At 62.2% G+C, this 25514-nt stretch carries 23 protein-coding genes and 2 tRNA genes; 10 read left to right on the top strand and 15 right to left on the bottom strand.

Annotated features, from left to right (window positions below):
* Positions 1 to 84: 84 nt before the first annotated feature.
* A complete protein-coding gene (locus ACP2AV_RS06440) occupies positions 85 to 1311 on the top strand; it encodes an MFS transporter (RefSeq protein WP_426371874.1) in 1227 nt (408 codons plus the stop codon).
* Here ACP2AV_RS06440 and ACP2AV_RS06435 read toward each other — a convergent pair whose 3' ends face one another.
* The 3 genes from ACP2AV_RS06435 to ACP2AV_RS06425 all read right to left on the bottom strand — a co-directional run bounded on the left by ACP2AV_RS06435 (position 1312) and on the right by ACP2AV_RS06425 (position 4781).
* Positions 1312 to 2658 carry a cytochrome P450 gene (locus ACP2AV_RS06435; protein WP_426371873.1) on the bottom strand — a complete coding sequence of 449 codons (1347 nt, stop codon included), beginning with the start codon at positions 2656 to 2658 and terminating at the stop codon, positions 1312 to 1314.
* A complete protein-coding gene (locus ACP2AV_RS06430) occupies positions 2655 to 3938 on the bottom strand; it encodes a hypothetical protein (protein WP_426371872.1) in 1284 nt (427 codons plus the stop codon). The genes ACP2AV_RS06435 and ACP2AV_RS06430 overlap by 4 nt, the downstream gene beginning before the upstream one ends.
* 93 nt (positions 3939 to 4031) lie before the next feature.
* Complete coding sequence (locus tag ACP2AV_RS06425) at positions 4032 to 4781, bottom strand: cytochrome c biogenesis CcdA family protein (protein ID WP_426371871.1); 750 nt, start codon at positions 4779 to 4781, stop codon at positions 4032 to 4034.
* A gap of 172 nt (positions 4782 to 4953) precedes the next feature.
* Between ACP2AV_RS06425 and ACP2AV_RS06420 the strand changes: the two genes are divergently transcribed.
* Positions 4954 to 5202 (top strand): sulfurtransferase TusA family protein, encoded by a 249-nt coding sequence (locus tag ACP2AV_RS06420; protein ID WP_426371870.1) that lies wholly within the window; start codon positions 4954 to 4956, stop codon positions 5200 to 5202.
* Between the two features lie 74 nt (positions 5203 to 5276).
* Here ACP2AV_RS06420 and ACP2AV_RS06415 read toward each other — a convergent pair whose 3' ends face one another.
* The 6 genes from ACP2AV_RS06415 to purC all read right to left on the bottom strand — a co-directional run bounded on the left by ACP2AV_RS06415 (position 5277) and on the right by purC (position 14117).
* A complete protein-coding gene (locus tag ACP2AV_RS06415; RefSeq protein ID WP_426371869.1) occupies positions 5277 to 8345 on the bottom strand; it encodes an Rne/Rng family ribonuclease in 3069 nt (1022 codons plus the stop codon).
* A gap of 500 nt (positions 8346 to 8845) precedes the next feature.
* Complete coding sequence (locus ACP2AV_RS06410) at positions 8846 to 10180, bottom strand: sigma-54-dependent transcriptional regulator (RefSeq protein WP_426371868.1); 1335 nt, start codon at positions 10178 to 10180, stop codon at positions 8846 to 8848.
* A gap of 16 nt (positions 10181 to 10196) precedes the next feature.
* Positions 10197 to 11945, bottom strand: a complete 1749-nt coding sequence (locus ACP2AV_RS06405) for an ATP-binding protein (protein ID WP_426371867.1) — start codon at positions 11943 to 11945, stop codon at positions 10197 to 10199.
* A gap of 89 nt (positions 11946 to 12034) precedes the next feature.
* On the bottom strand, positions 12035 to 12703 hold the full coding sequence (gene purQ / locus ACP2AV_RS06400) for a phosphoribosylformylglycinamidine synthase subunit PurQ (RefSeq protein ID WP_426371866.1): 669 nt from the start codon (positions 12701 to 12703) through the stop codon (positions 12035 to 12037).
* Positions 12704 to 13103: 400 nt separating this feature from the next.
* Positions 13104 to 13334, bottom strand: coding sequence for a phosphoribosylformylglycinamidine synthase subunit PurS (gene purS / locus ACP2AV_RS06395; protein ID WP_426371865.1), 231 nt, complete (start codon positions 13332 to 13334; stop codon positions 13104 to 13106).
* Between the two features lie 21 nt (positions 13335 to 13355).
* A complete protein-coding gene (purC, locus tag ACP2AV_RS06390; protein WP_426372171.1) occupies positions 13356 to 14117 on the bottom strand; it encodes a phosphoribosylaminoimidazolesuccinocarboxamide synthase in 762 nt (253 codons plus the stop codon).
* A 226-nt stretch (positions 14118 to 14343) separates the two neighbouring features.
* Here purC and ACP2AV_RS06385 point away from each other — a divergent pair, with 226 nt between their 5' ends.
* A complete protein-coding gene (locus tag ACP2AV_RS06385) occupies positions 14344 to 14658 on the top strand; it encodes a DUF1476 domain-containing protein (RefSeq protein WP_426371864.1) in 315 nt (104 codons plus the stop codon).
* A 141-nt stretch (positions 14659 to 14799) separates the two neighbouring features.
* On the top strand, positions 14800 to 16857 hold the full coding sequence (locus ACP2AV_RS06380) for a phosphatidylglycerol lysyltransferase domain-containing protein (protein WP_426371863.1): 2058 nt from the start codon (positions 14800 to 14802) through the stop codon (positions 16855 to 16857).
* Here the strand turns inward: ACP2AV_RS06380 and ACP2AV_RS06375 are convergent.
* On the bottom strand, positions 16841 to 17944 hold the full coding sequence (locus ACP2AV_RS06375; RefSeq protein ID WP_426371862.1) for a PA0069 family radical SAM protein: 1104 nt from the start codon (positions 17942 to 17944) through the stop codon (positions 16841 to 16843). The two genes, ACP2AV_RS06380 and ACP2AV_RS06375, sit on opposite strands and share 17 nt — an antisense overlap.
* A 74-nt stretch (positions 17945 to 18018) precedes the next feature.
* Here ACP2AV_RS06375 and ACP2AV_RS06370 point away from each other — a divergent pair, with 74 nt between their 5' ends.
* Positions 18019 to 18318 carry a hypothetical protein gene (locus tag ACP2AV_RS06370; protein ID WP_426371861.1) on the top strand — a complete coding sequence of 100 codons (300 nt, stop codon included), beginning with the start codon at positions 18019 to 18021 and terminating at the stop codon, positions 18316 to 18318.
* Positions 18315 to 18629 carry a YbjQ family protein gene (locus ACP2AV_RS06365; protein ID WP_426371860.1) on the top strand — a complete coding sequence of 105 codons (315 nt, stop codon included), beginning with the start codon at positions 18315 to 18317 and terminating at the stop codon, positions 18627 to 18629. The genes ACP2AV_RS06370 and ACP2AV_RS06365 overlap by 4 nt, the downstream gene beginning before the upstream one ends.
* Positions 18630 to 18638: 9 nt before the next feature.
* On the opposite strand, the gene ACP2AV_RS06360 is transcribed toward ACP2AV_RS06365, so the two are convergent.
* Positions 18639 to 19043 carry a SufE family protein gene (locus ACP2AV_RS06360; RefSeq protein WP_426371859.1) on the bottom strand — a complete coding sequence of 135 codons (405 nt, stop codon included), beginning with the start codon at positions 19041 to 19043 and terminating at the stop codon, positions 18639 to 18641.
* Between the two features lie 117 nt (positions 19044 to 19160).
* Between ACP2AV_RS06360 and ACP2AV_RS06355 the strand changes: the two genes are divergently transcribed.
* The gene (locus ACP2AV_RS06355) at positions 19161 to 19628 is read left to right on the top strand and encodes a hypothetical protein (protein WP_426371858.1); all 468 of its coding nucleotides are present in this window, start codon (positions 19161 to 19163) and stop codon (positions 19626 to 19628) included.
* Here the strand turns inward: ACP2AV_RS06355 and rnd are convergent.
* The 3 genes from rnd to purM all read right to left on the bottom strand — a co-directional run bounded on the left by rnd (position 19625) and on the right by purM (position 22532).
* Positions 19625 to 20782 carry a ribonuclease D gene (rnd, locus tag ACP2AV_RS06350; RefSeq protein ID WP_426371857.1) on the bottom strand — a complete coding sequence of 386 codons (1158 nt, stop codon included), beginning with the start codon at positions 20780 to 20782 and terminating at the stop codon, positions 19625 to 19627. The two genes, ACP2AV_RS06355 and rnd, sit on opposite strands and share 4 nt — an antisense overlap.
* Positions 20783 to 20883: 101 nt before the next feature.
* Positions 20884 to 21477 (bottom strand): phosphoribosylglycinamide formyltransferase, encoded by a 594-nt coding sequence (gene purN, locus ACP2AV_RS06345; RefSeq protein WP_426371856.1) that lies wholly within the window; start codon positions 21475 to 21477, stop codon positions 20884 to 20886.
* Complete coding sequence (gene purM, locus ACP2AV_RS06340; protein ID WP_426371855.1) at positions 21474 to 22532, bottom strand: phosphoribosylformylglycinamidine cyclo-ligase; 1059 nt, start codon at positions 22530 to 22532, stop codon at positions 21474 to 21476. The genes purN and purM overlap by 4 nt, the downstream gene beginning before the upstream one ends.
* 431 nt (positions 22533 to 22963) lie before the next feature.
* Between purM and ACP2AV_RS06335 the strand changes: the two genes are divergently transcribed.
* Positions 22964 to 23040 (top strand) — tRNA-Ile (locus ACP2AV_RS06335).
* Positions 23041 to 23045: 5 nt separating this feature from the next.
* Here ACP2AV_RS06335 and ACP2AV_RS06330 read toward each other — a convergent pair.
* Entirely contained in the window at positions 23046 to 24353 is a 1308-nt protein-coding gene (locus tag ACP2AV_RS06330) for an ATP-binding protein (protein WP_426371854.1), read from the bottom strand.
* A 43-nt stretch (positions 24354 to 24396) separates the two neighbouring features.
* Between ACP2AV_RS06330 and ACP2AV_RS06325 the strand changes: the two genes are divergently transcribed.
* Together ACP2AV_RS06325 and ACP2AV_RS06320 are read left to right on the top strand one after the other, a co-directional pair.
* Positions 24397 to 25302 (top strand): MBL fold metallo-hydrolase, encoded by a 906-nt coding sequence (locus ACP2AV_RS06325; protein WP_426371853.1) that lies wholly within the window; start codon positions 24397 to 24399, stop codon positions 25300 to 25302.
* Positions 25303 to 25395: 93 nt separating this feature from the next.
* A tRNA-Asn gene (locus ACP2AV_RS06320) sits at positions 25396 to 25470 on the top strand.
* Positions 25471 to 25514: the final 44 nt, after the last annotated feature.

Raw genomic sequence — 25514 nt, 5'->3', positions numbered from 1 at the left:
GCCGGCGTATGGATCATGGTTTATTCCTGGCCCGATCACGAAATGGCGCTTTTCAAACCCCACGCCGCCCGCTAACCATTCACCATGACGAATGTGACCGACGCCGCAACGACCGGCCCCAGCCGAACCACTATGCGCAACGTCGTGATCCTTGTGATCGCGCAGGCCTTTCTTGGCGCGCAAATGCCAATGATCTTTACGCTGGGCGGATTGGCGGGCCAGTCACTGGCCAGCAACCCTTGCTTCGCCACCCTGCCGATTTCCTTGATCGTTCTGGGGTCCATGCTGTCGGCGACCCCCCTGTCGGCCATCATGCAACGCTTTGGCCGGCCAACAGGATTTGCCATCGGCGCGATGATGGGCGCGATCGGTGCGGCGATCGGGGCGTGGGGGCTCTATACCCAGAGCTTCGCCTTGTTCCTGATCGGATCGTTGTGCACGGGGGTCTATATGTCGGCGCAAGGGTTTTATCGGTTTGCCGCGGCCGACACGGCGTCTGAAGACTTTCGGCCCAAGGCGATTTCCTATGTCATGGCCGGGGGGCTTGCGTCGGCGATCATCGGCCCGCAGCTGGTCAAGGTGACGGCGCAGGCCTTTGTCGTGCCGTTCCTTGGGGCATACCTTGCCGTAATCGCAATCAACGTGATCGGATCGCTGCTTTTCCTGGGCCTGCGCATTCCCAAGCCGCCCGTCCCCGAAGAGGGCGCGCCCACCGGACGCACCCGTATGGAGCTGTTGCGGACCCCCCGTGTCGCCGTCGCAATCATCTGCGCCATGGTGAGCTATGCGTTGATGAACCTGGTCATGACATCGACCCCGCTGGCAGTCGTGGGGTGCGGGTTCGAACAAAACGATGCCGCCAACGTGGTCAGCGCCCACGTTCTGGCGATGTTTGTGCCGTCCTTTTTCACCGGCCACCTGATAGCGCGGTTCGGCGTGGAAAAGATCATTGCGCTTGGGCTTGCGATTTTGGCTGCCGCAGGGGTCGTCGGTCTGTCCGGCGTCGATCTGGAGCAGTTCTTTCTGGCGCTGGTGCTGCTGGGCGTTGGCTGGAACTTTGGCTTTATCGGCGCGACCACGATGCTGGCCGGCGCCCATACCGCCGAAGAACGCGGTCGCGTGCAGGGCATGAACGACATGATCGTCTTTGGATGCGTCACGATCGCATCGCTGGCTTCGGGCGGGCTTATGAACTGCTCAGGAGGAAGCGCGCAAGAAGGCTGGACTGCCGTGAACATGGCCATGACACCCTTTTTGATGCTGGCGGGCGGGGCGTTGATCTGGTTGGTGATGCAGCCGAAAGAGAAATGATCAACCGCGCGGCGTCAGGCGCAGCTGAATGCCATCCCGGGCGCGCACGGTCAGGTGCGCCACAGGAACGGGGGGCGGGCCATCGGGGCTTATGTCGAACGCGCCGGTGATCATCGCCAGCAACAACGGCCCTTCGACCATGGCGAATCCGGCCCCTGTACATACGCGCGGCCCGGCTGAAAACGGGATGTAAGCGGTCCGCAGGCAGGCTTTGCCGTTTTCGGTGCCGTAGCGATCCGGATCGAAATCGTCCGGCGCGTCCCAGATATCCGTATGACGATGCAGGTGCCATGGGCTCAGCACGATTTGCGCGCCCGTCGGCACATCGCGATTGCGGAAACGCTCGGGGCGGGATGCTTCGCGCACCATCATTGGCACCGGCGGATAGAGGCGCAGGGCTTCGCGAAAGACGTCACGGGTAAAGCGCAGTCTGGACAGGTCCGAAAACGACGGATCCGGCCCGAGTGCGGCAGCCTCGGCGGCGACGCGCGCCTGTGCCTCGGGGTGGGTTGCCAGCAGGTACAGCGCCCAGGCCAATGCCGAAGCTGACGTTTCATGCCCGGCCAGGAAAAAGATCGCCACCTGATCGACCATTTCAGCGGCATCGAAGGTCTGGCCGGTTTCGGGATCCGGGGTGGTCATGATCTTGGTCGCCAGGTCGTCGGGTGCGGAGCCGCGTGCGATCTGGTCGGCGCGTGTGGTCGTCAGTTGCGTGATCAGGGCGCGGATCTGACGGGCCGTCGCGCGCGTGCGGCGCGAATGGCCGCGCGGAAACCAGCGCGGCAACGGCAGGAACGCGGCAAGGTTCAAGATCGGTTGCTCGCGCTGATAGGCACGAAACTGGTCGAACACCTGGGTGGCCAGCGCATGATCGATCGGGATCGAAAAGAGCGTGCGAAAGATCACATCTGCGGCGGCGTGGCTGGTCTCGGCCTCGATCTCGACCGCGCCGCCCTGGCCCAGACGTGCCACTGCTGCCTGACCCGCCGCCACCATCGCCGGAAAGGTGTCACGCAGCCGCCCGCCTTCAAAGGCCGGATCGATAATGCGGCGCTGGCGTCGCCACTGCGCGCCATTGGTCAGGAACACCGAATTGCCCAGCAACGGGCGCAACCCTTCGGAAATCCGGCCCGACTTCGGAAAATCGCTGGGCCGTTGCCTGAGAACGACGTCGATCAGATCGGGTTGATTGATAAGGTAGCTGCGGAAAAATGGCGTTCGAAATTCGGCCATCTTCGCCTGGTAGAGCTTGGCAGGCTGCGCCGACAGGATGTCCCGGCGAAAGAGCCGCACATACCGCCAGAGCGACACTTTGTCGGGGCGCGCAGGGGGTTTGGGCGGCGTCATGCGCCCATGTCCGTGTACTTGCTGGCCAGCACGTCAATGCGCTGGCGCGAAGGCGCCCGCCCGGCGTAGCGTTCGGCCAGGGTCAGCGGGCCGGCGGTGATCTGGAAATAGTCGTAGTCACCGGGCCGATCAAAGGCGCAAAGATACTGGAAGTGCAGGCGAAAAAAGCGCCAACGCAACTGGGCCCACGTGTCGGGCGCAAGGGTTTGGGTAAAGGCCGCCGACACCACCAAAGGCCCGTGTTTGGTATCGGGATCGACACCACTGACCGCGACCGGATCGCACAGTGCAAAGGCACAGCCATCGCCCGGCGCCGAAACATCGACCCACATCAGTTGATCGCTGGCCGCCACGTCATGCAGGTCACGGCGCAAACGCTGCGCCTTGGGCAAAAACGACGCCATCGGAATGACCTGGCCCAGGGTCAGCAGCGCCAAATCCGGGCCCACAGCAGGGACGCGGCCCTGCCGGATCAGGTCCGCCAGGATAGAAACCGCCAGATAGGCCCCCGACGAATGCCCCACCACCAACACCTCATCCACGTCTGACGCCAGCGCCTCGGCGACCCGGTCGGCGAACTGGGCAAGGCGGGTCTCAAGCTCGGGCGGGTAAGCCCCGCCGTTTTGGGCGGTGAAGGCATAGTCGTGCATCAGATAATGGGCGAAAACCTTGCCATCGTGGGATTTGAACCAACGCAGGGCATACATCGCTGCCACCGCCCCCAAGACCCAGCCGACACCGCTGAGAAACTGGAAAAGATGTCCGGTTCTTGCTGGCAAGACCGACGCGGCGGCCACGGCCCAAAGAGCGTGCACAAGGAATAGAAGGGCGATCGCTACTGCAAGCTGCGCGATCAGTACGCCCAGCGGATAGAGCGCCGCGATTACCGGCCCCTTGCGCAGCCACATCACGCGGCGCAGCGTCCCGCTTACTGTATAGGTCCAGGCCGTGCGCACCATCTGCCAATAGGTCGCTGCGATGGATCGCCCCATAGATGCGCCGACAATGTCGGACCAGACCAGCACGTCAATCTCGGCCGTGACCGGGCCCCCGATATCGCCCTGCACGCGCCATCCGAACCCGTCCGCGTCGGGGTTGGGCGACTGGGCGATCAGATAGCCAGAGATATCCGCCTGCTTGGCCGATTCCTTGCGATAAAGCTCGCGGTAGCGGCGCGGCGGAAATGGATCAAAGCCCGGCACATAGAAAACCCGTCGGCGTGCCACGCTCTGGTCGGGCATGGCTTTGCTGTCGTCCTCAGGTGTCGGCTGTCGCTTCATGAGCGCAGGTTAGCCCGGGTTGTTGGCGAAATTAAGCCACCATAGCGCACCCGGATGAAAACCGTGGTCAACATAGGCGCAGTGGTCACGCTGTCATCCGAAAGCGGCCAGCGCGGGGAAGGTTTCGAGAAGCCAGTAGGAAAACCGCGAAAACCCGCCCGTAAGCATCATCAGACCGATGGTCCACAGCAGCAGCCCCATCACCCGTTCGATCTGTTCCATATGGCGTCTCATCCAGCCCATCAGCCCGCCCATGCGCGGAAAAAACGCCGCGACCAGCAAAAACGGCAAGCCCAACCCAAAAGCATAGAGCGCCAGCAACAGAGTCCCGCGTGCGACAGACCCTTCGGCCGCCGCCAGCGACAGCACGGCCCCCAGAACCGGACCCAAACAAGGTGTCCAGCCGAACGCAAAAGCCAGCCCCAGGATGTAAGCGCCAAAGGCCGATCCGCCGCGGTCGCCAGCGTCCAGACGTGCCTCGCGGTTCAAAAAGCCGATCCGCAGAATGCCCAGGAAATGCAGCCCGAACACCATGACGATGACCCCGGCTGCCGCCGAGAACAGTTGCTGGTTCGACAGGAACAATCGCCCGATGGCACTGGCCGTGAAACCCAACAGCAAAAACACCGTCGACAGGCCCATCACGAAGAACATCGCGGCAATCACCGGTTTGCGCCGGTTCTGGCCTTCGCCCAGATCGCTGACCGTGACCCCGGACATATAGGCAAGGTACGGCGGAACGATGGGCAGCACGCAAGGGCTGAGGAATGATATGAACCCGCCTGCCAGCGCGATCATCATGGCCGGCAGCAAGGCGGCATCAAAGAGATCAATTCCGAACATGGGTTTCCTGTCTGTCGTTTGCACCGTCATAGCGCGCGCGCGTAGCCGCGTCACCCGCACAATCCGTCACATCTGGGTGGGCGTCATCACATCCCGGTGGGTGCCAAATCCGGGCCGGGGTCATGCGCGCGGGCGTTTCACATCCCGGTGGACCTGCAGACCCGCGGCGGCTATGTCCAGCGCCATGTCCAAGCACGCCAAAGCTGCCAATCATGTCGATGCCCTGGGGTTGCTATGCCCCCTGCCCGTGCTGCGTGCGCGCAAGCTGCTGCAATCCATGGCGCCAGGCGAAGTGTTGCACGTGTCTGCCGACGACCCGATGGCCGCGATTGATCTGCCGAACTTTTGCCGTGAACAGGGCCACATATTGCTGGATGCCGACGGGACGGAATTCTTGATCCGCAAGGGCCCGACCACCTGAGCGAAAAGGCCCCGACGAACGCAAAAGGGGCAAAGCCATGCCCTGCCCCTTTCGAAAGATCTGCGCAGGCGGCGTCAGCGCCCGATCGACCACCAGCCCTTGCGTTTCGGCTTGGCATCCGCGGTGTCTTCAACCGGGCGGGCCGGCGCATCTGACGTAGCAGGTTCAGGCGCAGCGGGTTCTGCCAGAGCAGGCTCTGCTGCGGCGGGTTCTGGCGTTGCGGGTGCTGGCTCAGAAGGCTCAGGCGCAGCATTGGCGGTTTCGAAATTCACGGTTTCGACCTGGGCCTGTTCCTCGACCGTTGCAGCAACCGGCTCGGGCTTTTTGCGCGTTCGGCGCCGCTTGGGCTTTTCTTCGGCGGCCGGTTGGTCGGCCGGGGCCTCGGGCGCTGTTTCACCTGTCGGGGCGTCGGCCGCCTTTGCAGGTGTTTCCACAGGCGTTTCGGACACGTCGTCCGCCTTCGGCTCGGGTTTCTTGCGGGTCCGGCGCCGTTTGGGTTTTTCCTCGGCCGTGGGCGCATCTACCTCGTCGCCAGCCGCATCCGCCGCGTCCGCCTTGGGTTCGGCTTTTTTGCGGGTACGCCGGCGCTTGGGTTTTTCTTCTGCGTCCGGCTGGGCATCGGCATCCGTGCCTGACGCGTCAGACATAGGCTCGGCCGGTGTCACGTCACCGCTGGTGCCATCCTCAGCGACCTCAACCTTTTCGGTCGACGCGTCCTCGGTGGGTTTCTTGCGCGTGCGGCGACGGCGTTTGGGTTTGTCCTCGGCCTGCTCAGGCGCCTCTTCGCTGTCTGGTTTGGCCTCGACCGCGGTGGTCTCGGCGGCGTCTTCGGGGGCGGGCTGCTCACCCTTGTTGGCTTGTTCGTCACCGGAGCTGGCGTCCTGGCCATCCCCGGTTTCACCCTGCGCATTTTCATCTTGCGCGTTTTCACCCTGCCCGTCTTCGGCGCGGCCACGGCCCCGGCGACGGCGGCGACGGCGGCGTTTTTTCGGCGCCTGTTCGTCATCGCCCGCCGCATCGGTGGTTTCGGTACTTTCGGTGCTTTCGCCAGTTTCGGTATCGTCGTCTTCGGTCACTTCTTCGTCGATCTCATCCATCAACGAACTGTCGACCGACACCACAGGCGCGACCACTTCGGCCACCACACGCGTCGCTGTCTTGAATTTTTCGACCGTGAAATCGGGCGAGATCAGCGTCGGATCAGCTTCAATTCGCACCGCCATGCCGTAGCGCGTTTCGATCTGGGCGATATGTTCACGCTTGTTGTTGATCAGGTAATTGGCGATGGAAACCGGCGCCTTGACCAGAACTTCGCGCGACTTGCCGCGGGTGCCTTCCTCTTCCAGTTGGCGCAGGATGGCCAGTGCCAAGCTGTCGTCAGACCGGATCAGCCCGGTGCCATGACAGTGATGGCACGGCTGGGTCGTCGCTTCGAGCATGCCGGGGCGCAGGCGCTGGCGCGACATTTCCAAAAGTCCGAACCCCGAAATGCGCCCCACCTGAATGCGCGCGCGATCAGTCTTGAGCTTGTCCTTGAGACGCTTTTCCACGGCGTTGTTGTTGCGCCGTTCGTCCATGTCGATGAAATCGATGACGATCAGCCCGGCCAGATCGCGCAGGCGGGCCTGACGTGCGACCTCTTCGGCGGCTTCAATATTGGTCTTGAGCGCGGTTTCCTCGATCGACCCTTCCTTGGTGGCCCGACCCGAGTTCACATCGACCGCCACAAGCGCCTCGGTGATCCCGATCACGATATAGCCGCCCGATTTCAACTGGACGACCGGGTTGAACATGCCGTTCAGAAAGCTTTCCACCTGGTAGCGCGCGAACAGCGGCAACTGGTCGGAATAAAGCTGCACGTTCTTGGCGTGGGACGGCATGATCATCTTCATGAAGTCCTTGGCGATGCGATATCCACCTTCGCCTTCGACGAGAACCTCGTCGATGTCCTTGTTATAGAGATCGCGGATCGACCGTTTGATCAGGTCGCCCTCTTCATAGATCTTGGCCGGCGCGGTGGATTTCAGCGTCAGGTCGCGGATCTGCTCCCACATCCGCTGAAGATATTCATAGTCGCGCTTGATTTCGGCTTTGGTCCGCTTGGCCCCCGCGGTGCGCACGATCAGGCCAGCGCCCTTGGGCACGTCGATTTCCGACGCGATTTCCTTGAGCTTCTTGCGATCGACGGCATTGGTGATCTTGCGGCTGATACCGCCACCGCGCGCGGTGTTCGGCATCAACACGCAATAGCGTCCGGCCAGCGACAGGTAGGTGGTCAGCGCTGCACCCTTGTTGCCACGCTCTTCCTTGACGACCTGCACCAGCATGATCTGGCGAACCTTGACCACTTCCTGGATCTTGTAGCGGCGCGGACGCGGTTTGCGGGGCTGGCGGATTTCCTCCTGCACATCCTCGTCCGCGATGGATTCGATATCGCCGTCTTTTTCGGCTGCATCGTCGTCGGCGTCGTCTTCGCCAACTTCATCGTCGCCAGCTTCGTCGCTTGTTACGTCGTCGCCAATTTCGTCGCCAGCTTCGTCGTCACTGGCCTGTTCAACGTCGCCGGGCGCGTCTGCGGTCTGGACTGCGGCGTCGCTGTCGTCGACAGCGGCCGCGTCGTCCGCGGCGCTGTCAGTTCCGTCCTGGGGTTCTTCCACGGGGGTTTCGGCCACGCGGAACGCAGGCGACGTGCCTTCTTCGCTGTCGGCGTCAATATCAACGACATCCATGCCGGGGATCGACGCATCGGTGCTTTCCACCGCATCGTCCGACTTGACCTCTTCGGCCTTGCTACGCGACCGGCGACGCCGGCGCGACCGTTTGGGCTTTTCCTCTTCCTCGGCCATCGCCTCGGCATAGGCCAATTCCTCGGCCAGCAGAGCTTCGCGATCGGCCACGGGGATCTGGTAATAGTCGGGATGGATTTCCGAGAACGCAAGGAACCCGTGGCGATTTCCGCCGTAATCGACAAAGGCCGCCTGAAGCGACGGTTCGACACGTGTTACTTTTGCGAGATAGATGTTGCCAGCGAGCTGGCGCTTGTTTTCGGATTCAAAGTCGAATTCCTCGACCTTGTTTCCGTCCACCACCACAACGCGGGTTTCTTCCGCGTGGGTGGCGTCGATGAGCATTTTCTTAGCCATTGAGTCTCTCGGCACCGCAACGCAGGCGGACGCCCCGGGGGGCGGCTGTCGGATTTGCGGTGTTCTGTAAGGGCGAGATCACGCGCGGCGCAGAAACGGAAGGGCTGTGTGCCCCTTGCCCGTTCTACCAGTGCCTCAGCGCGTTTCATCGCGTTTCTTCTCCGACGCATGCCAGTATGGGCTGCGTCCATTAGGTATCCGGTGACCGGAAGTTTCCGGGTCGGACATTCGGTTTGCCTTTCGGCACTATCGGTCTGACGATGCACGGCGGCGGTGATTAGGCCTGCCAAGCCCGCAAACGTCAGCGAATCTTTTAGGAATTGCGCAACATGCGCATGTGTCCCGTGTCCGCTAACATAGGGGCTGGGGCATATGTAACGCAATGACGAATTGTCCAATTGGCAAAATAGCTTGCGTGCGATCCAGCCCGTCACCTGGCCCGAACCCATGTTTTACAGGACCACAAGGGTGCAACCAGAGATTGTGCGCCAAACCGCCGTTCAGACGTAATCGGCCCGTTGAAGCGAATATTTCGCCATTTTTTCGTTCAGGGTCCGGCGCGGCAGGCACAATTCGTCCATGACCTTGACGATAGACCCCTTGTGCCGCCGCATGGTGTTGTCGATCAACATCCGCTCAAATGCTTCCACATGTTCCTTGAGCGGCTTGCCTTCGGTCGTCATCACCGGCTCGCTCTCTTCGTTGTCGGCCATCAGCAGCGACGCGATCGATCCCGACCCCCGCCGGTTCTGCAACACGGCCCGTTCGGCGACGTTGATCAATTGGCGGATGTTGCCGGGCCATGGGGCCTGCAACAGCTGCGCCGCCTCTTGGGCGCTGATTTCGGGCGTGTCGCAACCGTATTCTTCGGAAAACTGCTCGGACAGGCGCGTGAACAGCGTCAGAATATCTTCGCCCCGCGCGCGCAGCGGCGGCAAGGTGATCTTGAGAGCGGCAAGTCGATAATAGAGATCGGGGCGGAGCGCGTTTTCGCAGGTCCGGCCTTGTTCCTGCAGGTTGCAAATGGCGATCATGCGCGTTTCGGGCGGCGTACCCTGGTCATTGATCCAGGTCAGCAGGCGGGCCTGCAAGGATTGGCTCAGCGCCTCGATATCCTCGAGCACCAGTGTGCCGCCGCGGGCCACTTCGACCAAGGGCAACCGGGACGATCCATCTTCGATGGGACCGAACAGCGTGCGCGTCAGGACATCTTCCTCTTGGCCCGCGCAGGAATACACGACAAAGCTCTTGCCCGCGCGACTGCCCACCGCATGCAAGGCGTGGGCGGCCAGGGTTTTGCCGGTGCCGGTTTCCCCGTCAATCAGAACATGCCCATCGGCCTGGCCCAGATCCAGGATGTCTTCGCGCAGCCGCTCCATGACCGGGGACGAACCGATCAGCTTTCGCATCATTCCGCTGCCATCCGACAATTCGCGGCGCAAGGCGCGGCTGTCCAGGGTCAGACGCCGTTTCTGCGTAGCCTTTTTGGCCAGCTTGGTCATGCTGTCCGGGTTGAACGGTTTTTCGAGAAAATCAAACGCGCCAACGCGCATCGCCTCGACCGCCATGGGCACATCGCCATGGCCCGTGATCATGATCACGGGCAGCGAGCTGTCGACGCTCATCAGTTTTTTGAGAAACTGCATCCCGTCCATGCCCGGCATCTTGATGTCACTGACCACCACGCCCGGGTAATCGGGCCCAAGCTCTTTAAGCGCGTGTTCAGCACTGGGAAAAGTTTCGGTGTCAAAGCCCGACAGGGCCAACCACTGGCTGATCGACTGTCGCATGTCTTGTTCGTCGTCAATGATCGCAATCTTCATAGCCTGTGCCATGATCATCCTCGGTGGTTCAGGCGGCCAGCTCGGCCGCGTCGTTCAAAATTGGCAGTGACACTTCGAATACCGCCCCGCCAGCGCGCCCGTTGCGCGCGGTCAGGCGGCCCCCGAAGTCGGTAACGATTCCCGACGAAATGGCCAGCCCCAGACCGACCCCGTCGCCCGGGCTCTTGGTAGTATAAAACGGTTCGAACAGGTTATCGAGATCGGCAATCCCTGCCCCGTTGTCACGCACCGACACGGTCGCGTGATCACCGCCGGCAACCAGCACTTCGATCTTGGGGTCCTTGACGGATTTCGTGGCATCCAGTGCATTGCGCAACAGATTGATCAGCACCTGTTCCAGCCGGACACTATCGACTTCGGCCATGACCGGCTGGGTCGGCATGTTCACCTCGATGTGGATTTCGCGCAGGTTCAACTGGGGCTCCATCATCGACAGGGCCGCGTTGACCGAGCGGCGCAGATCCACCGGTTGCCATACTTCGTCGCTTTTGCGCGCATAACTCTTGAGCTGGCGGGTGATCGCGCCCATCCGGTCGATCAGGTCGTCGATACGCTGGAACGATGACAGTGCCTCTTCCGCGCGTTTGCGGCTGAGCAACAGCCGCGCGCCCGCCAGATAGGTTTTCATCGCGGCCAAGGGCTGGTTCAATTCGTGGCTGACCGCCGCGGACATTTCACCGAGCGCCGCCAGTTTCGAACTCTGCGCGATGGTCTGCTCGGCCACCTCCAGACTGGCTTCGGCCTTGCGCCGTTCGGTGATCTCGCGCTCAAGCGCGGCGTTCAGCGCGCGCAGATCCGCCGATTCCTTTTTGAACAGGCCCGCCTGCGACGTGGCCCGGCGCGAGACGACATAGAACGAAAAGGCCAGAAGGATCGCAAAGGCCATGATTTCCAAGGCCAACACACCGTTCACCCGTTCACGGACCGACGAATAGGTGGTGAAGGTTGAAATGCGCCAGCCGCGAAATGGCACGCGCCCTTCCATCTTGATCACCGCTTCGCCCTGAACATAGGTGTCGGGGGGCAAGGCGGCCCAATCGGTGGTGAATTGCACCGCCCGTTCGATCGCTGTTGCCGGGGACCGCGCCGCCAGTGCTTCGGCCTCGGTCTTGCCGCGCCAGCGCGGCTCGGTTGCCAGAATGACAACACCTTCAGAATTCAGAACCACCACCGCGTCATTCGTGCCGGCCCAGGTCGTTTCGAATTTGCGCAGATCGACTTCAACCAGAATGATCCCGACCGGAATGCCGCCCACTTCGATCTTGCGCGAATAGATGAAATCAATCGCCCCGCTATCGCGTTCGACCGTCGTAAAGATCGTGTCGGGTGCACGGCGCGCTTCTACGTAATAAGGTTCGTTCTGGTGGTTCGACCCGATCAGATTGCGGTCGGTCGACGCCACGGCGCGCCCTTCCGCATCGAGCAGCAGGATCGCGGCCGACCCGATTTCTTCAACATATGAGATCAGGCGCTGCGAGGTTTGCGAATAGTCCTTGGAATTCAACGCGCCGATCAGCGAAGGATCGCGCGACAGCAGCAACGGAACGATTGAATTCTTGCGCAATTCGGACAGCAGGTTGCCCGAATAGATCTGCTGGCGGACCTCGGCGCGGTTGCGCGTCGACTCGATAAAGCGCTCAGTCAGGGCCTTGTTGGAATACCATACGATCGCCACCGCCACCCCGATGGCGACAATCAGCGCGCCGCGCCCAACCCAGTTCAGGTTGGAAGAGTTGTTGGCCGGTCCCGTAGTCATGCCCCGCAGGTTATGCGCGCGCGGCCATGGCCACAAGAACAGCGCCCCGGCAATGGGCGGAATTCAGCCTTTGGCACGGGCGCCTTGCGTCAGGCGGTGACAAGCGCATCGGCCAGCCCGGCAAAGAAGGCCGCGCCATCGGTATTGCCGTGGGCCGGTTCGGCAGCACGTTCAGGGTGGGGCATCATGCCCAGAACGCGGCGGTTGTCGCTGAGCACGCCCGCGATATCGGCCGTGGAACCGTTGGGATTGTCCAGATAACGGAACGCGATGCGGCCCTCGGCCTCCAGCATCGCGATCGTATCTTCGTCGGCGGTGTAATTGCCGTCGTGGTGCGCGATCGGGATGCCGATTTCCTGCCCCTTGGTGTAGCGGCTGGTAAAGGCGCTGTCGGTGGTTTCGACGCGCAAGGCCACGGTGCGGCAGATATACTTGATCCCGGCATTGCGCAGCAGCGCGCCCGGCAACAGGTGCGATTCCGTCAGCACCTGAAACCCATTGCAGATGCCCAATGCATAGCCGCCCCGTTCGACGTGGGCCTTGAGCGCTTTGGTGATCGGCGAATTGGCTGCGATAGCCCCGCAGCGCAGGTAGTCACCATAGGAAAACCCGCCCGGCACGCCCACGATGTCCAGCCCGCTGGGCAGATCGTGATCCTTGTGCCAGACCATCTGTACATCGAAGCCCGCGCGCTTCAGGGCGACGGCCATGTCGCGGTCACAGTTCGATCCGGGAAAGACGAGAACGGCAGCTTTCATTCGGTGCGCTCCTTGGGCCGCGCCCCAGCGGGCGCTATTGGGACTGGACGTCGGTGATCACCGCGCCGCTGCAGCGCGCGGGGCCGTGGATGGTGGCCCGGTTCCGCACCCGACTGCGACAGCGGGGTGACCCGCATGATCAAGGGTGACATATCGACAGCCCCTCTTGTGATCAAGCGCAGATGCGACGGGCAACGCCAAGCGGGCAAGGAACGCGCGCGCTCGGGCACTGGCGCACCGGATCACCCGGCGGAACCCGCCGCCGGAGCGGGCCGGCCCGGCAAGCGCAAAACCACGGCGATCAACAAAACGAAAGCTGCGGACAAAGAAAACCCCGCCACGCATAGGCGCAGCGGGGCTTTTTCAATCACGGCACGTTCAATCACGGCAGCGGGAAATCTCAGCCCATTTCAATCGAATAGCTTTCGATCACCGTGTTGGCCAAGAGCTTTTCGCACATTTCCTTGACCTCTGCCTCGGTGGTTCCGTCCGCCAGCTCAAGGTCAATCACCTTGCCCTGCCGCACCCCTTCAACCCTGTCGAACCCGAGCGCGCCAAGCGCGTGACGCACGGCCTCGCCCTGCGGGTCGAGAACGCCATTCTTCAACATGACATGGACACGGGCTTTCATGAATGAGGCTCCTTTGGGCAGTTAATTGACGAGAGTCGGCTTGCTGGGCGTCGGCCCATTGGTGGGCAGAACGCCCAAGCGGCGCGCAACTTCGGTGTAGGCATCGGCCAGGTTGCCCAGATCGCGGCGGAACACGTCCTTGTCCAGCTTCTGGCCGGTTTCGATATCCCACAGGCGGCAGCTGTCAGGGCTGATTTCGTCAGCCACGATCAGGCGCATGAAATCGCCATCCCAGATGCGCCCGATTTCAATCTTGAAGTCGACCAGCTTGATCCCGACGCCGTACATCACGCCCGACAGATAGTCGTTCACGCGCAGCGCAAGGGCCACGATATCGTCCAGATCCTGCTGCGAGGCCCAGCCGAACGCGATGATGTATTCTTCGGGCACCAGCGGATCGCCAAGCGCGTCGTCCTTGTAAGAAAATTCGACAATGGGGCGCGGCAGCGGCGTGCCTTCTTCCATTCCCAGACGTTTGGCCATGGACCCGGCGGCATAGTTGCGCACGATCACTTCCAGCGGCACGATTTCCACCTGGCGGATCAACTGTTCGCGCATGTTCAGGCGTTTGAGAAAGTGGTTCGGAACGCCGACTGCGGACAGCCCGGTCATGAAAAATTCGCTCAGACGGTTGTTCAAGACGCCCTTGCCGTCGATCGTGGCCTTTTTCTCGGCATTAAAGGCGGTGGCATCGTCCTTGAAATACTGCACAAGGGTTCCTGGCTCGGGGCCTTCATAAAGAACCTTTGCCTTGCCTTCGTAGATTTTCTTGCGGCGTGCCATACGCTCTCCGATCATGCAGGGGGACCGTCACTTTTTCGCCGTATAGGCCAAGCCCTGCCCCCCCGCAAGCCATTGCCCCGTTTCGCCCCCACTTCTGCCACCCCGCGCGGGACTTCTGGGCGCCCGTGCGGGTTCGACGCGTAATATGCACGCAATCCCCTTGCAGGCGCGGCCCCCAAACGGCATATGGAGGCCAAGCGCTGTCTGACGAGGAGCTTGAAGAGACATGACCACTTTCGATGATCGCGAAAACGCGTTCGAAAACAAGTACGCCCACGATGCCGAAATGAAGTTCAAGGCTGAAGCCCGCGGCAACAAACTGTTGGGCCTGTGGGCCGCCGAGCTTCTGGGTAAAACCGGCGCCGAAGCGGAAGCCTATGCGGCCGAAGTGGTCAAGTCGGATTTCGAGGAAGCCGGCCACGAGGATGTGTTCCGCAAGGTTTCGGGCGATCTTGGCAACAAGGCCGACGAAGCTACGGTGCGTGCCAAGATGGCTGAATGCCTGGCCGAAGCCAAAGCCCAACTGATGAAAGACGTCTGAGCCCAGACTCTTTCGCTTGTTTTTTTGACATTTGCGGCGCGGGGAAACCTGCGCCGTTTAAGTATGTTCGTGCTCTGCGCTGTGGGCGAAAATACACGCGTGTTAAGCGGTTGGTAGGACCCGGCGGCTAAACCACCGAACATGAACAAGATTTCTCCGGGCTTTGCTGATCGGCAGGTCCAGTCTCAATCGGAATCGGTGCGCGAAAGCGGGGCGCGAACGCAGTTGCGCAGCCTTCTTTGGCGCCAATTGGTGCTGGTTGGGCTGGTGATCGTCATGGGCGCGGTGATGTGGGACCACGCCAAGGATCTGGACTTTGCGTCGATCCGACAAAGCCTTGGGACGATCCCGCCCCGACAATGGGCCTTGGCGCTGATCGCGTCTGCTTGCAGTTTCTGGATCATTGGGCGCTATGACGCGGTCTTGCACCGTCAGATGGGCACTGGCGTCGCGCGCGCACCGGCGCAGCGGGCCGGCATCGTGTCGATCGCCATTGCGCAAGCGGTCGGTATGGGCGCTGTGACGGGCACGCTGGTGCGCTGGCGGATGTTGCCCGACATGACGCTGTGGCAGGTGGTCCGTCTGTCGATGGCTGTGTCGCTGTCGTTTCTGGCCGGTTGGGCAGTGGTTGCCGCAGCCATGGCGGCCGTGGTCCATCCCGAATTGTCCTGGGTCAGGATACCGATGCTGATTGCCGGCGGTATTGTCGTTGTCATGGTGGCCCTGTCGATCTGGCCGCCCAAGCAGCTGGCCCGCCTGCCCCTGCCGTCCTGGCGCGCGATGGGCGAAATCGCGGGGCTGGTTCTTCTCGATTGCACTTTGGCGGGCCTGGCGCTCTATGCGCTGCTGCCGCCCGATCTGCATGTTCCTCTGCCCTTGCTGCTCTCCACCTTCTTTTTTGCCATGGGCGCGGGCCTGCTCGGTGCTACCCCGGGGGGCATCGGCCCGTTTGAAGTGACGCTGATCGCCTTGATGCCGAATGTGCCGACTGAACCGCTCTTGGCCGCCGCCCTGGGGTTTCGGATCGTCTACCATATCATTCCGGCCGTTATCGCCGCCGGTGTCGCCATTCGCGGGCCGCGTGGAAACATGACCTGCGACAAGCCCGGTTTGACGCGCGTCGGCTGCTCGGCGTTCTTGCCGCCACGCCTCGAAGCGTTGCTGTTCGCCTCGCCCCGCGCCGAAGTGAATTTGCTTCGGCAGGGTGAATTTTCGCTGCTGACCACGCCCGATGGCAAGCACTTGGCGCTGGCCGCGCCAATCGGGCAGTCCCTGGTGATGCTGTGCGACCCGATGACCAAGCGCGGATGCCCCCATGCCGCGCGTGACGCGCTCAGGCTTGCCGCGCGCAACCGGTATTTGCTTCCGGCGGTCTATAAGTGCGGGGCACGCATGGCCGTCGCGGCGCGCCAGGCGGGTTGGGCCGTTCTACCCGTCGCACGCGAAGCCTGGCTGAAACCGGATGAATTCACGCTCGACGGTTCAAAACGGCGCCAACTGCGGCGCATGTTGCGTAAAGCTCAAGAGGCTGGCCTGACCACATCCGAAGCCGGGCGCGACCTTCCGCTGGCCGATATGAAACGCCTGGCCGACGAATGGCGTAAGGCGCGCGGCGGCGAACGCGGGTTTTCGATGGGGGCCTATGACGCAGACTACGTCACTTGCCAGCGCGTGTTCGTGGGCCATGTGGAGGGAAAACTGGTGGCCTTTGCGACCTTCCACGAAACGCGCAATGAAATCACGCTGGATCTGATGCGAAACACCTCAGATGCGCCGGAAGGAACCATGCATGCCCTTGTCGTCGCGGCGATCGAAAACGCAGGCGCCTATGGGTGTCCGCGCGTGTCGCTGGCGTCGACGCAGTGGGACGGGGATGACGCAAATGCGCTTGTCGGCCGTCTGCGCGCCCGCCTTCAGGGCAAATCCGGCGCCGCGGGTTTGATGCGGTTCAAACGGGCCTTTGCGCCGAATTGGGAAACGCTCTACGCGGCTGCGCCGACGCGGATCGGGCTGATCGTGGCCGGCCTGGGGATCTTGCGCCGTATCACCGCGCCGCCGCGCCGAGCGGGCAATGCGATGCGGGTCCTTCCCGCCCGTGCCCGGTCGCGCACCCGCGCAGGCGACAGCGCCGCGGTGAGTTCATCGCGCGATACAGGCCGCCGTGTCATGGCAGCCCTACGCTTCAGTCAAAAAGACTGAGCTGCGCGCCGCCGGGGCCGGGAACGCGAAACAGATCGCAACGCAGTCGCGGCAGATTTTCCGCCACCCCGGCGCGCCGCAGCGCCAGTCGAAATCGTTGCCCGGCAAGCGTGGCAAACGACCCCTGCCCGGTCATTCGCTGGCCCCAAGCCGCGTCATAATCGCGCCCCCCGTGCAGATCACGCACACGACCGATGACGCGGGCGGCCCGGTCTGGGACGTTGCGGTGCAACCAATCATGAAACAGCGGCGCAACCTCTTGTGGCAAGCGCAGCATGATGAAAGCCGCGGCTTGGGCCCCGGCGTCGGCCACACGGGCCACAATCGCTTCCAGTTCATGGTCGGTCAGGGCTGGAATGACCGGCGCGATCATCGCGCGCACGGGAATGCCGGCTGCGCTGAGCCGCTCAATCATCTGAAGACGGCGCGCGGGCGCGGCGGCCCGCGCCTCAAGCGCCCGCGACAGGCGCGCATCCAATGTCGTGACCGAAACACCCACGTGGGCCAACCCGTCTGCAGCAAGGTCCGTCAATATGTCGATATCGCGTTCGACCAAGGTGCCTTTCGTGGTGATCGTCACCGGGTGCCCATGATCGGCCAGCACTGTCAGGATATCGCGGACGATCCGATATCTGCCTTCAATCGGCTGATAGGGATCGGTGTTCGTTCCCATGGCGATGGGTGCAACGCGATACCGGGGCGCTGCCAGTTCACGCAGCAAGACTTTGGCGGCCTGGGGCCGCGCGATCAGCCGCGTTTCGAAATCCAGACCGGCAGACAGACCCAGATAGGCATGGGTGGGGCGCGCAAAACAATAACTGCACCCATGTTCGCATCCACGATAAGGGTTGAGGGATCGATCAAACCCCAGATCGGGCGAGTTGTTGCGCGTGATGATCCGCCGCGGCCGCTCTTCGGTCACGATGGTTCGCATGACTTGCGCGTCCTCTTCGATGTCCCAACCATCGTGACAGGGCGCGCTCACCAAGCTGTCGTAGCGGCTGGGATCGTTCGACATGACGCCACGCCCCTTGGCCTTTTGGTTCGGGGCGACAGGTGTCGTTGTGGATCGTGGGCGGATCGTCATGCCCCAAGATATAGAACATTTGAAGAACATTTCCAACAGGGGGCCATCAGGCAAAGGTTTCAGGACATGACGTCGTGGCCGAATTGGCCTATGGTCTTGACGGCGCGTCCTTGTTGCCCGCGCACGAAATGCCCACATGGGTGTCAGGAGAATTGCACATGCCGTTAGACAAGTTCGTTTTGATGCTGATTGTCGTGATCGCCGCGGCCGGAGTGACCGTTTGGATCGGCTGGCTGGTGCTTGCGTCGATCGCGGTGCCATTCGGGTGGGTTGCAGTCATACCGGTGTCCCTTATCGGCTTTGTCTTGTACCGCGTCCTGGTCGACCGCTTGTCCAATGCCGAAGACGACCATTACGACAAGGTCGAAAAATGATCATCGTGACCACAGACAGCCTTGCGGGGCGCGAAATCGTCCAGACCTTGGGGTTGGTACGCGGATCGACGGTGCGGGCCAAGCATATCGGATCGGATATCGTGGCGGGGCTACGCAACCTGGTCGGCGGCGAAGTCAAGGAATACGCGTCGTTGCTGGCCGGCGCGCGCGAACAGGCAATTGATCGGATGACAGCCGAGGCCGAAGCGCTTGGCGCCGACGCCATTGTCGGGGTGCGGATGGAAACATCGACCATTGCGCAATCGGCCTCGGAAATCGTGGCCTACGGCACGGCCGTCAAACTGGCCTAGGCGACAGGGTCAGGCCTTGGCGACTGCCGACAAACGGTCGATCATCGCGCGCAGACCGTTCGAGCGCTGTGATGACAGATGTTCGTCCAGCCCAAGCCTTGCCATCTGGGCGCGCGCGTCCACTTTGGCCGCCTCATCGACCGGCAGGCCAGCATAGAGCGCGTGCAGGATCGCGATCAGCCCCTGCACGATCATGGCGTCCGACTCGCCCTCGAAATCAAAGGTGTCTCCGATGATCTTGGGGTGCAGCCAGACCTGGCTGGCGCAGCCGCTCACCTTGGTCGCATCGACCTTGAGCGCAGGATCCATCGGCTCCATCGCCTTGCCCAGTTCGATCACGTGGCGATAGCGGTCTTCCCAGTCGTCCAGAAATTCGAACGTTTCGACAATGTCTTCAAAGGCGGCAGTGGTCATGGGCGGTCCTTTCCTTGTGCACGACATAGTCAGGTGCCTAGCGAAGGTCCAGTGCGGGCGCTCTTTTCAAAAGAGCTGGATTGCGCTAGGCCATATCCAAGAAACGAGGGGGTGCCAATGACATCGCGGATTATCTTTGTGCTGTGCCTTGCCGGAATGCTGGCCGCTTGCGGTCGGGTGTCCGAGTCGCGCATCAACCCGCTCAACTGGTTCGGCAATGCGCGCAACGAAACCGCCGCAGCGGGGCTCTTGCCCGCCGACTACAACGCCGAAGATCCAAGGCCCTACATTGCGCAGGTCACCGATCTTCGAATCGAACGGACGGCGTCGGGTGCGATTGTGCATGCCACTGGCATCACCCCCCTACTGGGGTATTGGGACGCAGAGCTTGTCAGCGTTCCCAGCGACGACCCGAGCGTGCTGACCTATCAGTTCCGCATGGCCCCGCCGAGCGACAACGCGATGAACGGGACGCCGCAACAGCGGACGGTGCATGTTGGCGCCGCGCTGTCGAATCGAGCGTTGGACGACATCCGCACAGTGCGCGTTCAGGCCGCCGCAAACGCGCTGAGCGTGCGGCGTTAAAGTTCGAAGACTTCGATTTTCTGGCCGCGCGCCACAAGCCCCAATTCGCCTTGGCACATGCGCAACGCATCGTTGCCGAACGCTTCTGCGCGCCAGCCTTTCAAGGCGTTCACGTCACGTCTGCCAGCAGCGATCATATCCAGATCGGCGGTGGTGGCGATCAGCTTTTGCGCCACGCCGAGGCTGTCGGACTTGGCCTTGAGCAGCACCCGCAGCATGTCAGCCAAGGCCGGGTTCACCTGCAGTTTGTCGCGGCTGGTGTCCGGTTTTGGCATATCTTCGGGGGCATAATCGCCGGCAATTTCAATGGCTTTCAGGATTCCTTCGGCGATTTCCCCGCGCCGCGCCTCGCGCAGCAGCAAGCGCGACCGGCTCAGGTCTTTTTCGGTCCTGGGTTTGGTCGATGCCAGTTCCGACAGCGCGTCATCCTTGAACACCCGGTTGCGCGGAATGTTGCGCGATTGGGCATATCCTTCGCGAAACCGCGCCAGTTCCTTGACCGCGGCCAAGAATTTGCCAGAGGTCGTGCGCGTCTTGATCCGCATCCATGCGTTTTCGGGTTCGATCACGTAGGTTGAGGGGGAGGTAAGGATTTTCATCTCTTCCTCGACCCACGGTTTGCGGCCGGATTTGGCCAGCTCGTCGCGCAAATATTCGTAGATCACCCGCAAGTGCGTGACATCTGCCAACGCGTATTTTTCCTGCGCCGGGGTCAGTGGACGCCGCGACCAGTCCGTAAAGCGCGAGGTTTTGTCGAGGCTTTCGTGCGCGATCTTGCGCACCAGCGTTTCATAGCCGACCTGCTCGCCAAACCCGCAGACCATCGCGGCAACCTGCGTGTCGAACAGAGGATGCGGGATCACGCCGCCTTCGATGTAGAAAATCTCAAGATCCTGCCGCGCGGCGTGGAATACCTTGACCACACTTTCGTCCTTGAACAGCGCATAGAGCGGCGCAAGGTCGATCCCCTTGGCCAACGGATCGACCAGAACCGCGTCTTCCTCGGCGTCTCCCGGGACGGCCAGTTGCACAAGGCAAAGCTGCGAATAATACGTCCGCTCGCGCAGGAATTCGGTGTCGACAGTGACGTATGGGTGCCGGGTGGCCCGCTCGCAAAATGCGGCCAGGGCTTCTGTGGTTTTGATCGTGATCATCTGATGCTCTTGGATACCTGCGAACTGCGGTGTTACGCAGTTTTTCGATGAATGTGAAGCTGATCCCTATACAAAGACCGTTTGGCGCCAGTAAACAGCGTCTATCCATCCAAATCGATGCGCGTTTTGTCGCCGCTTGCAAAGGCGCGCAGGACGACCGGGTACAGGCGATGTTCCATCGGCAGCACCCGCGCGGCCAGCGTATCGGCATCGTCGCCGGGCAGGATCGGCACCCGGGCCTGGCCCAGGATCGGCCCGCCGTCCAGTTCGGACGTCACCTCATGCACCGAACAGCCGGCCTGGCTGTCGCCCGCGTCGATCGCGCGTTGATGCGTGTTCAGGCCTTTGTACTTGGGCAAAAGCGACGGGTGGATGTTCAGCATCCGCCCCGCGTAGTGATTGATGAACAGCGGGGTCAGGATACGCATGAAGCCGGCCATGGCGATCAGATCGGGGTTGTGGGCGTCGATCGTCTCGATCAGCTTGGCTTCGAAGCCCTCGCGATCGCCCTTGTAATCGCGGTGGTCGGCCACTGCGGTCGGGATCCCCATGGCCTCGGCCTTGGCCAGCCCCCCTGCCCCCGGCACGTTCGACAGCACCAGACAAGGGCGCGCCGGATGATCGCCGGTCATGCTTTCGGCCAGCGCAACCATGTTCGACCCGCCGCCCGAGATCAGAATGGCGCACCGTTTCACTTCAGATCGCCTGAATACTGGACGCCGTCCCCCGCCGTCACCGCGCCGATCCGGTGGACGCGTTCGCCCCGGGCCATCAGTTTAGCGCTCAGCGTATCGGCCTGCGCGGGATCAACCACCAGCACCATGCCAATCCCGGCGTTGAAGGTTTTCAGCATCTCGGCTTGCGCGATCTTGCCCCGTTCACCCAACCACGCAAAGACTGGCGGCAATGACCAAGTGGTCAGATCGATGTCTGCACCCAGCCCGTCGGGCAGAACCCGCGGCAAGTTTTCGCTCAGCCCGCCCCCGGTGATGTGGGCCAGCGCGTGGACGCCGCCCGCGCGGATCGCTTCCAAAACTGGTTTCACGTAAAGCCGCGTTGGCGCCAGCAATTCTTCGCCCAGCGTTCCGTCGGCAAAGGGGGCCTGATCGCCCCAGTCCATGTTTGATGCGGCCACGATGCGGCGCACCAGCGAATAGCCGTTCGAATGCACCCCGTCGCTTTCCAGCCCCAAAAGGATGTCGCCCTCGGTGACACCGGCGGGCAGGTCCGCGCCGCGCTCCATCGCGCCAACGGCGAAACCGGCCAGGTCAAAGTCGCCCTCGTGGTACATGCCGGGCATTTCGGCGGTTTCCCCGCCGATCAGTGCACAGCCCGAATTTTCGCAGCCCTGGGCGATGCCGTTGATGATCGCGGTCGCTTCATCCAAGTGCAGTTTACCGGTGGCAAAATAGTCCAGGAAAAACAGCGGCTCGGCGCCCTGACACACCAGATCATTGACGCACATGGCCACCAGGTCGATCCCGATCGTGCTGACATTGCCGGTGTCGATCGCTATCCGCAGCTTGGTGCCGACACCGTCGGTCGCGGCCACCAGGATCGGATCGGAATATCCCGCGCCCTTAAGGTCAAAGAGCGCGCCAAACCCGCCCAACCCGGCCATCGTGCCAGTGCGCTGCGTGCGTTTGGCTGCGGGTTTGATCCGGTCGATCAGCGCGTTGCCCGCGTCGATATTCACACCCGCATCGGCATAGGTCATGCCCGTCGTCACACCAATGTCCTTGTTGCTCATGTCCGTCCCCCGGAGGCTGGCCTGCGTTTGGCCACGCGGATAAACCATCGCTCGGGCGGTGTAAATCACGCAGCCCCGCGAAAACGGCGGAGCGAAAGGGCGTCTGTCACAGAATGATCGGTCGCGAAACCCGGCGGGTACAGATGCCTGCCTGTACAGCGCGACGAATAATCACGTTCACATCGCCATCGACCAGACAACCGCGACCAAGTGCATGCCTGCGCGCGCTGACTGGGCGTCGGCTTGGCGGGTATCGTGGCCGATCATGCCCGTGCCAGACCGATCCCGCCGCGCAAAGCCGCTGCGCCATTAAAAAACACCAAAAGAAATGGGTGCCACGATCACCCGCTGGTGGATCAGACGGGAAACGTCAGAACCGGCGCGCGAAATCTTGACGCGACCTGGGCCTGCGACTAATCAGACGTTCAGGCGGGCCTGTAGCTCAATTGGTTAGAGCAGAGCGCTCATAACGCTTTGGTTGCGGGTTCAAGTCCTGCCGGGCCTACCACCGTCTCATTTTGGCAAGACCAAATCGGCCTGCAGCCCGCCCAGGTCGTCGCTTTCGCCCAACCGCAGACTACCACCGCAACGCCGGGCGATATCCTGCGTGATGGCCAGCCCCAGCCCGACGCCGCCGCCCTGATCCTGATTCCGGGCCGCGTCCAGCCGGACAAATGGCTTCAACGCGTCGTCGCGCGCGCTGTCAGGAATGCCCGGCCCATCGTCTTCTACACGAAACCGCAATGACCGCTCACCCACCATGAGCGACACACGCGCGCGCGTTGCGTATCGCAGCGCATTGCCGATCAGGTTGGCCAGGGCGCGTTCGATCAATAGCGCCCGCAGTTCAACCGGCGCCTGCACCGCGCCCTCAAGCGTTCCGACCTCGGCCCCCATGCGCTCTGCCACCCCGCGCAGCAGGTCCCCCGGCACCGTCGGTATCGGATCATCCATCTGGTCAGAGCGCGCGAATTCCAAAAACGCATCCAACATCCGCTCCATGTCTGACACGTCCTGGCGCAAAGGCGCGGCCTCATCCTCGTCCAGCATGGACAGGCCCAGCTTGAAGCGCGTCAGCGGGGTGCGCAAATCATGACTGACGCCCGACAACATTAACGTGCGCTGCTCAAGCATACGGTCAATCCGGTCACGCATTTGCAAAAAGGCGGTTCCGGCGGCACGGACCTCGTTCGCGCCGGCCACACGAAAGGGCACCACCTGCCCCTTGCCAAAGGCTTCGGCGGCGCGGGCAAGCCGTTTGATTGGGCGCATCTGGTTGCGCAGAAACATGATCGCCACGACGGACATGATCACCCCCGCGCCCACCATCAGCACCAACAATTGATGCGGGTTCGATGCCGACACCCGTTTGCGCGAAAAGCTCAGCGCCAGCGGCCCGTGGCGCGTTTCGACGCCGGTGATCACGCGCCTGGGTTCGCTGCTCAGATCGACAGGACCCAAGGCCGGAACACGGGCGCGCAGCACTTCGACCACGCCAATCCCGGACAAATCGTAAATCGGGCGCTGGTTCGAATCTGGCAACGCCCCGCCCAGTGCGGCGTCGATTTCAAGCGCTGCACCCAACCCCGCAACGCGTTGCCGGGCCTGGCCCGCTGTGGCAGCATCATTCACGGTATCGACGATCAGCGCGATCTCAAGCGCCATGCCATCTGTCATCTGCCGCGTCACCCCGTCGAAGTGGCGCTGGATAAACACGATCGACACCACCAATTGCACGCCGATCACCGGCAAGAGCAGGATCAGGGCAGCGCGCCCGTATAGTGAACGGGGCATGTAACGTTTGAGCCAACCGAAAAACATATTATATGGTTAAGGCACAACGGCTTGCTGGGAAAGGCTCAAGATGATGCAACCACCTGAAACGATCACCGAACTGGCCGACGGCCTGACGCGCATCATTGCGCCGAATCCTTCAGCTTTTACCTATTGGGGGACCAACACCTATTTGTTCGGTCATAAAGACGTGGCTGTGATCGATCCGGGGCCCAATGACCCCGGTCACATCGACACGATCCTGTCGGCGTTGGCGCCCGGTCAGCGCATCACCCACATCCTCACGACCCACGCCCACGAAGACCACACGCCCGGCGCCGCGCCGCTGGCCGCACGCACCGGGGCGCCAGTTTATGCGTTCGGCGATGCCCTGGCCGGGCGCAGCGTGGTGATGCAAGCGCTGGCCTCGCAGGGGCTGACCGGTGGCGGAGACGGGGTTGATGATGTCTTCACGCCCGACGAAATTCTGAGCGACGGTCAGACGGTCACCGCCGATAGCTGGTCGCTGAGCGCGATCTGGACGCCGGGGCATTTCGGAAACCATCTGAGCTTTGAATTCGACGGGCCCGAGGGAAAATCCGCCTTTTGCGGCGATCTGGTCATGGGCTGGTCCACGTCAATCGTGTCGCCGCCGGACGGCGATCTGACCGATTTCATGGCCTCGTGCGATCGGTTGCGGCAGCGCGGTCATGTGCGGCTTTACCCCGGCCACGGCGATCCGATCACCGATCCCGGTGCAAGGCTTGAATGGCTGATCAATCACCGACGCGCGCGCGAAACGGCCATTCTTGAGGCAATCGGTGCCGGGCCGGCCAATATTTCCGATCTGGCTGCGCAGGTGTACACCGATGTCGCCCCGTCGCTTCTGCCGGCCGCCGAGCGCAACATCCTGGCCCACCTTGTCGATCTGGTCGGCCGCGAAAAGGTGAAAGCGGCACCAAAGCTCGGTCAAAATGCTTTGTTTTCATTGGCATGACAGAGGTGCAGCGCCAAGTGCTGCGAAAAATGCATTTTCGTGACAAATGCCACTGGACGTACCTGCGAACCATTGCTACATAGCGCCCGGTGTTCCGGCGTAGCTCAGCGGTAGAGCAGTTGACTGTTAATCAATTGGTCGTAGGTTCGATCCCTACCGCCGGAGCCAAAATCACCAATAATATCAGGTGAATAGGAAAGGCCGCCCTCGGG

It is taken from the genome of Aliiroseovarius sp. PTFE2010 (assembly GCF_049943335.1).
Lineage (GTDB): Bacteria > Pseudomonadota > Alphaproteobacteria > Rhodobacterales > Rhodobacteraceae > JBNFVY01.
The sequence above is the reverse complement of the archived record's forward strand: the minus strand, read 5'-3'. Positions and strand labels throughout refer to the sequence as shown.

Bases quoted from the DNA above. Each gene is read 5' to 3' on its own strand.
- ACP2AV_RS06440 (WP_426371874.1), top strand. From the start codon at position 85: ATGACGAATGTGACCGACGCCGCAACGACCGGCCCCAGCCGAACCACT.
- ACP2AV_RS06435 (WP_426371873.1), bottom strand. From the start codon at position 2,658: ATGACGCCGCCCAAACCCCCTGCGCGCCCCGACAAAGTGTCGCTCTGG.
- ACP2AV_RS06430 (WP_426371872.1), bottom strand. From the start codon at position 3,938: ATGAAGCGACAGCCGACACCTGAGGACGACAGCAAAGCCATGCCCGAC.
- ACP2AV_RS06425 (WP_426371871.1), bottom strand. From the start codon at position 4,781: ATGTTCGGAATTGATCTCTTTGATGCCGCCTTGCTGCCGGCCATGATG.
- ACP2AV_RS06420 (WP_426371870.1), top strand. From the start codon at position 4,954: ATGTCCAGCGCCATGTCCAAGCACGCCAAAGCTGCCAATCATGTCGAT.
- ACP2AV_RS06415 (WP_426371869.1), bottom strand. From the start codon at position 8,345: ATGGCTAAGAAAATGCTCATCGACGCCACCCACGCGGAAGAAACCCGC.
- ACP2AV_RS06410 (WP_426371868.1), bottom strand. From the start codon at position 10,180: ATGGCACAGGCTATGAAGATTGCGATCATTGACGACGAACAAGACATG.
- ACP2AV_RS06405 (WP_426371867.1), bottom strand. From the start codon at position 11,945: ATGACTACGGGACCGGCCAACAACTCTTCCAACCTGAACTGGGTTGGG.
- purQ (WP_426371866.1), bottom strand. From the start codon at position 12,703: ATGAAAGCTGCCGTTCTCGTCTTTCCCGGATCGAACTGTGACCGCGAC.
- purS (WP_426371865.1), bottom strand. From the start codon at position 13,334: ATGAAAGCCCGTGTCCATGTCATGTTGAAGAATGGCGTTCTCGACCCG.
- purC (WP_426372171.1), bottom strand. From the start codon at position 14,117: ATGGCACGCCGCAAGAAAATCTACGAAGGCAAGGCAAAGGTTCTTTAT.
- ACP2AV_RS06385 (WP_426371864.1), top strand. From the start codon at position 14,344: ATGACCACTTTCGATGATCGCGAAAACGCGTTCGAAAACAAGTACGCC.
- ACP2AV_RS06380 (WP_426371863.1), top strand. From the start codon at position 14,800: ATGAACAAGATTTCTCCGGGCTTTGCTGATCGGCAGGTCCAGTCTCAA.
- ACP2AV_RS06375 (WP_426371862.1), bottom strand. From the start codon at position 17,944: ATGACGATCCGCCCACGATCCACAACGACACCTGTCGCCCCGAACCAA.
- ACP2AV_RS06365 (WP_426371860.1), top strand. From the start codon at position 18,315: ATGATCATCGTGACCACAGACAGCCTTGCGGGGCGCGAAATCGTCCAG.
- ACP2AV_RS06360 (WP_426371859.1), bottom strand. From the start codon at position 19,043: ATGACCACTGCCGCCTTTGAAGACATTGTCGAAACGTTCGAATTTCTG.
- ACP2AV_RS06355 (WP_426371858.1), top strand. From the start codon at position 19,161: ATGACATCGCGGATTATCTTTGTGCTGTGCCTTGCCGGAATGCTGGCC.
- rnd (WP_426371857.1), bottom strand. From the start codon at position 20,782: ATGATCACGATCAAAACCACAGAAGCCCTGGCCGCATTTTGCGAGCGG.
- purM (WP_426371855.1), bottom strand. From the start codon at position 22,532: ATGAGCAACAAGGACATTGGTGTGACGACGGGCATGACCTATGCCGAT.
- ACP2AV_RS06330 (WP_426371854.1), bottom strand. From the start codon at position 24,353: ATGTTTTTCGGTTGGCTCAAACGTTACATGCCCCGTTCACTATACGGG.
- ACP2AV_RS06325 (WP_426371853.1), top strand. From the start codon at position 24,397: ATGATGCAACCACCTGAAACGATCACCGAACTGGCCGACGGCCTGACG.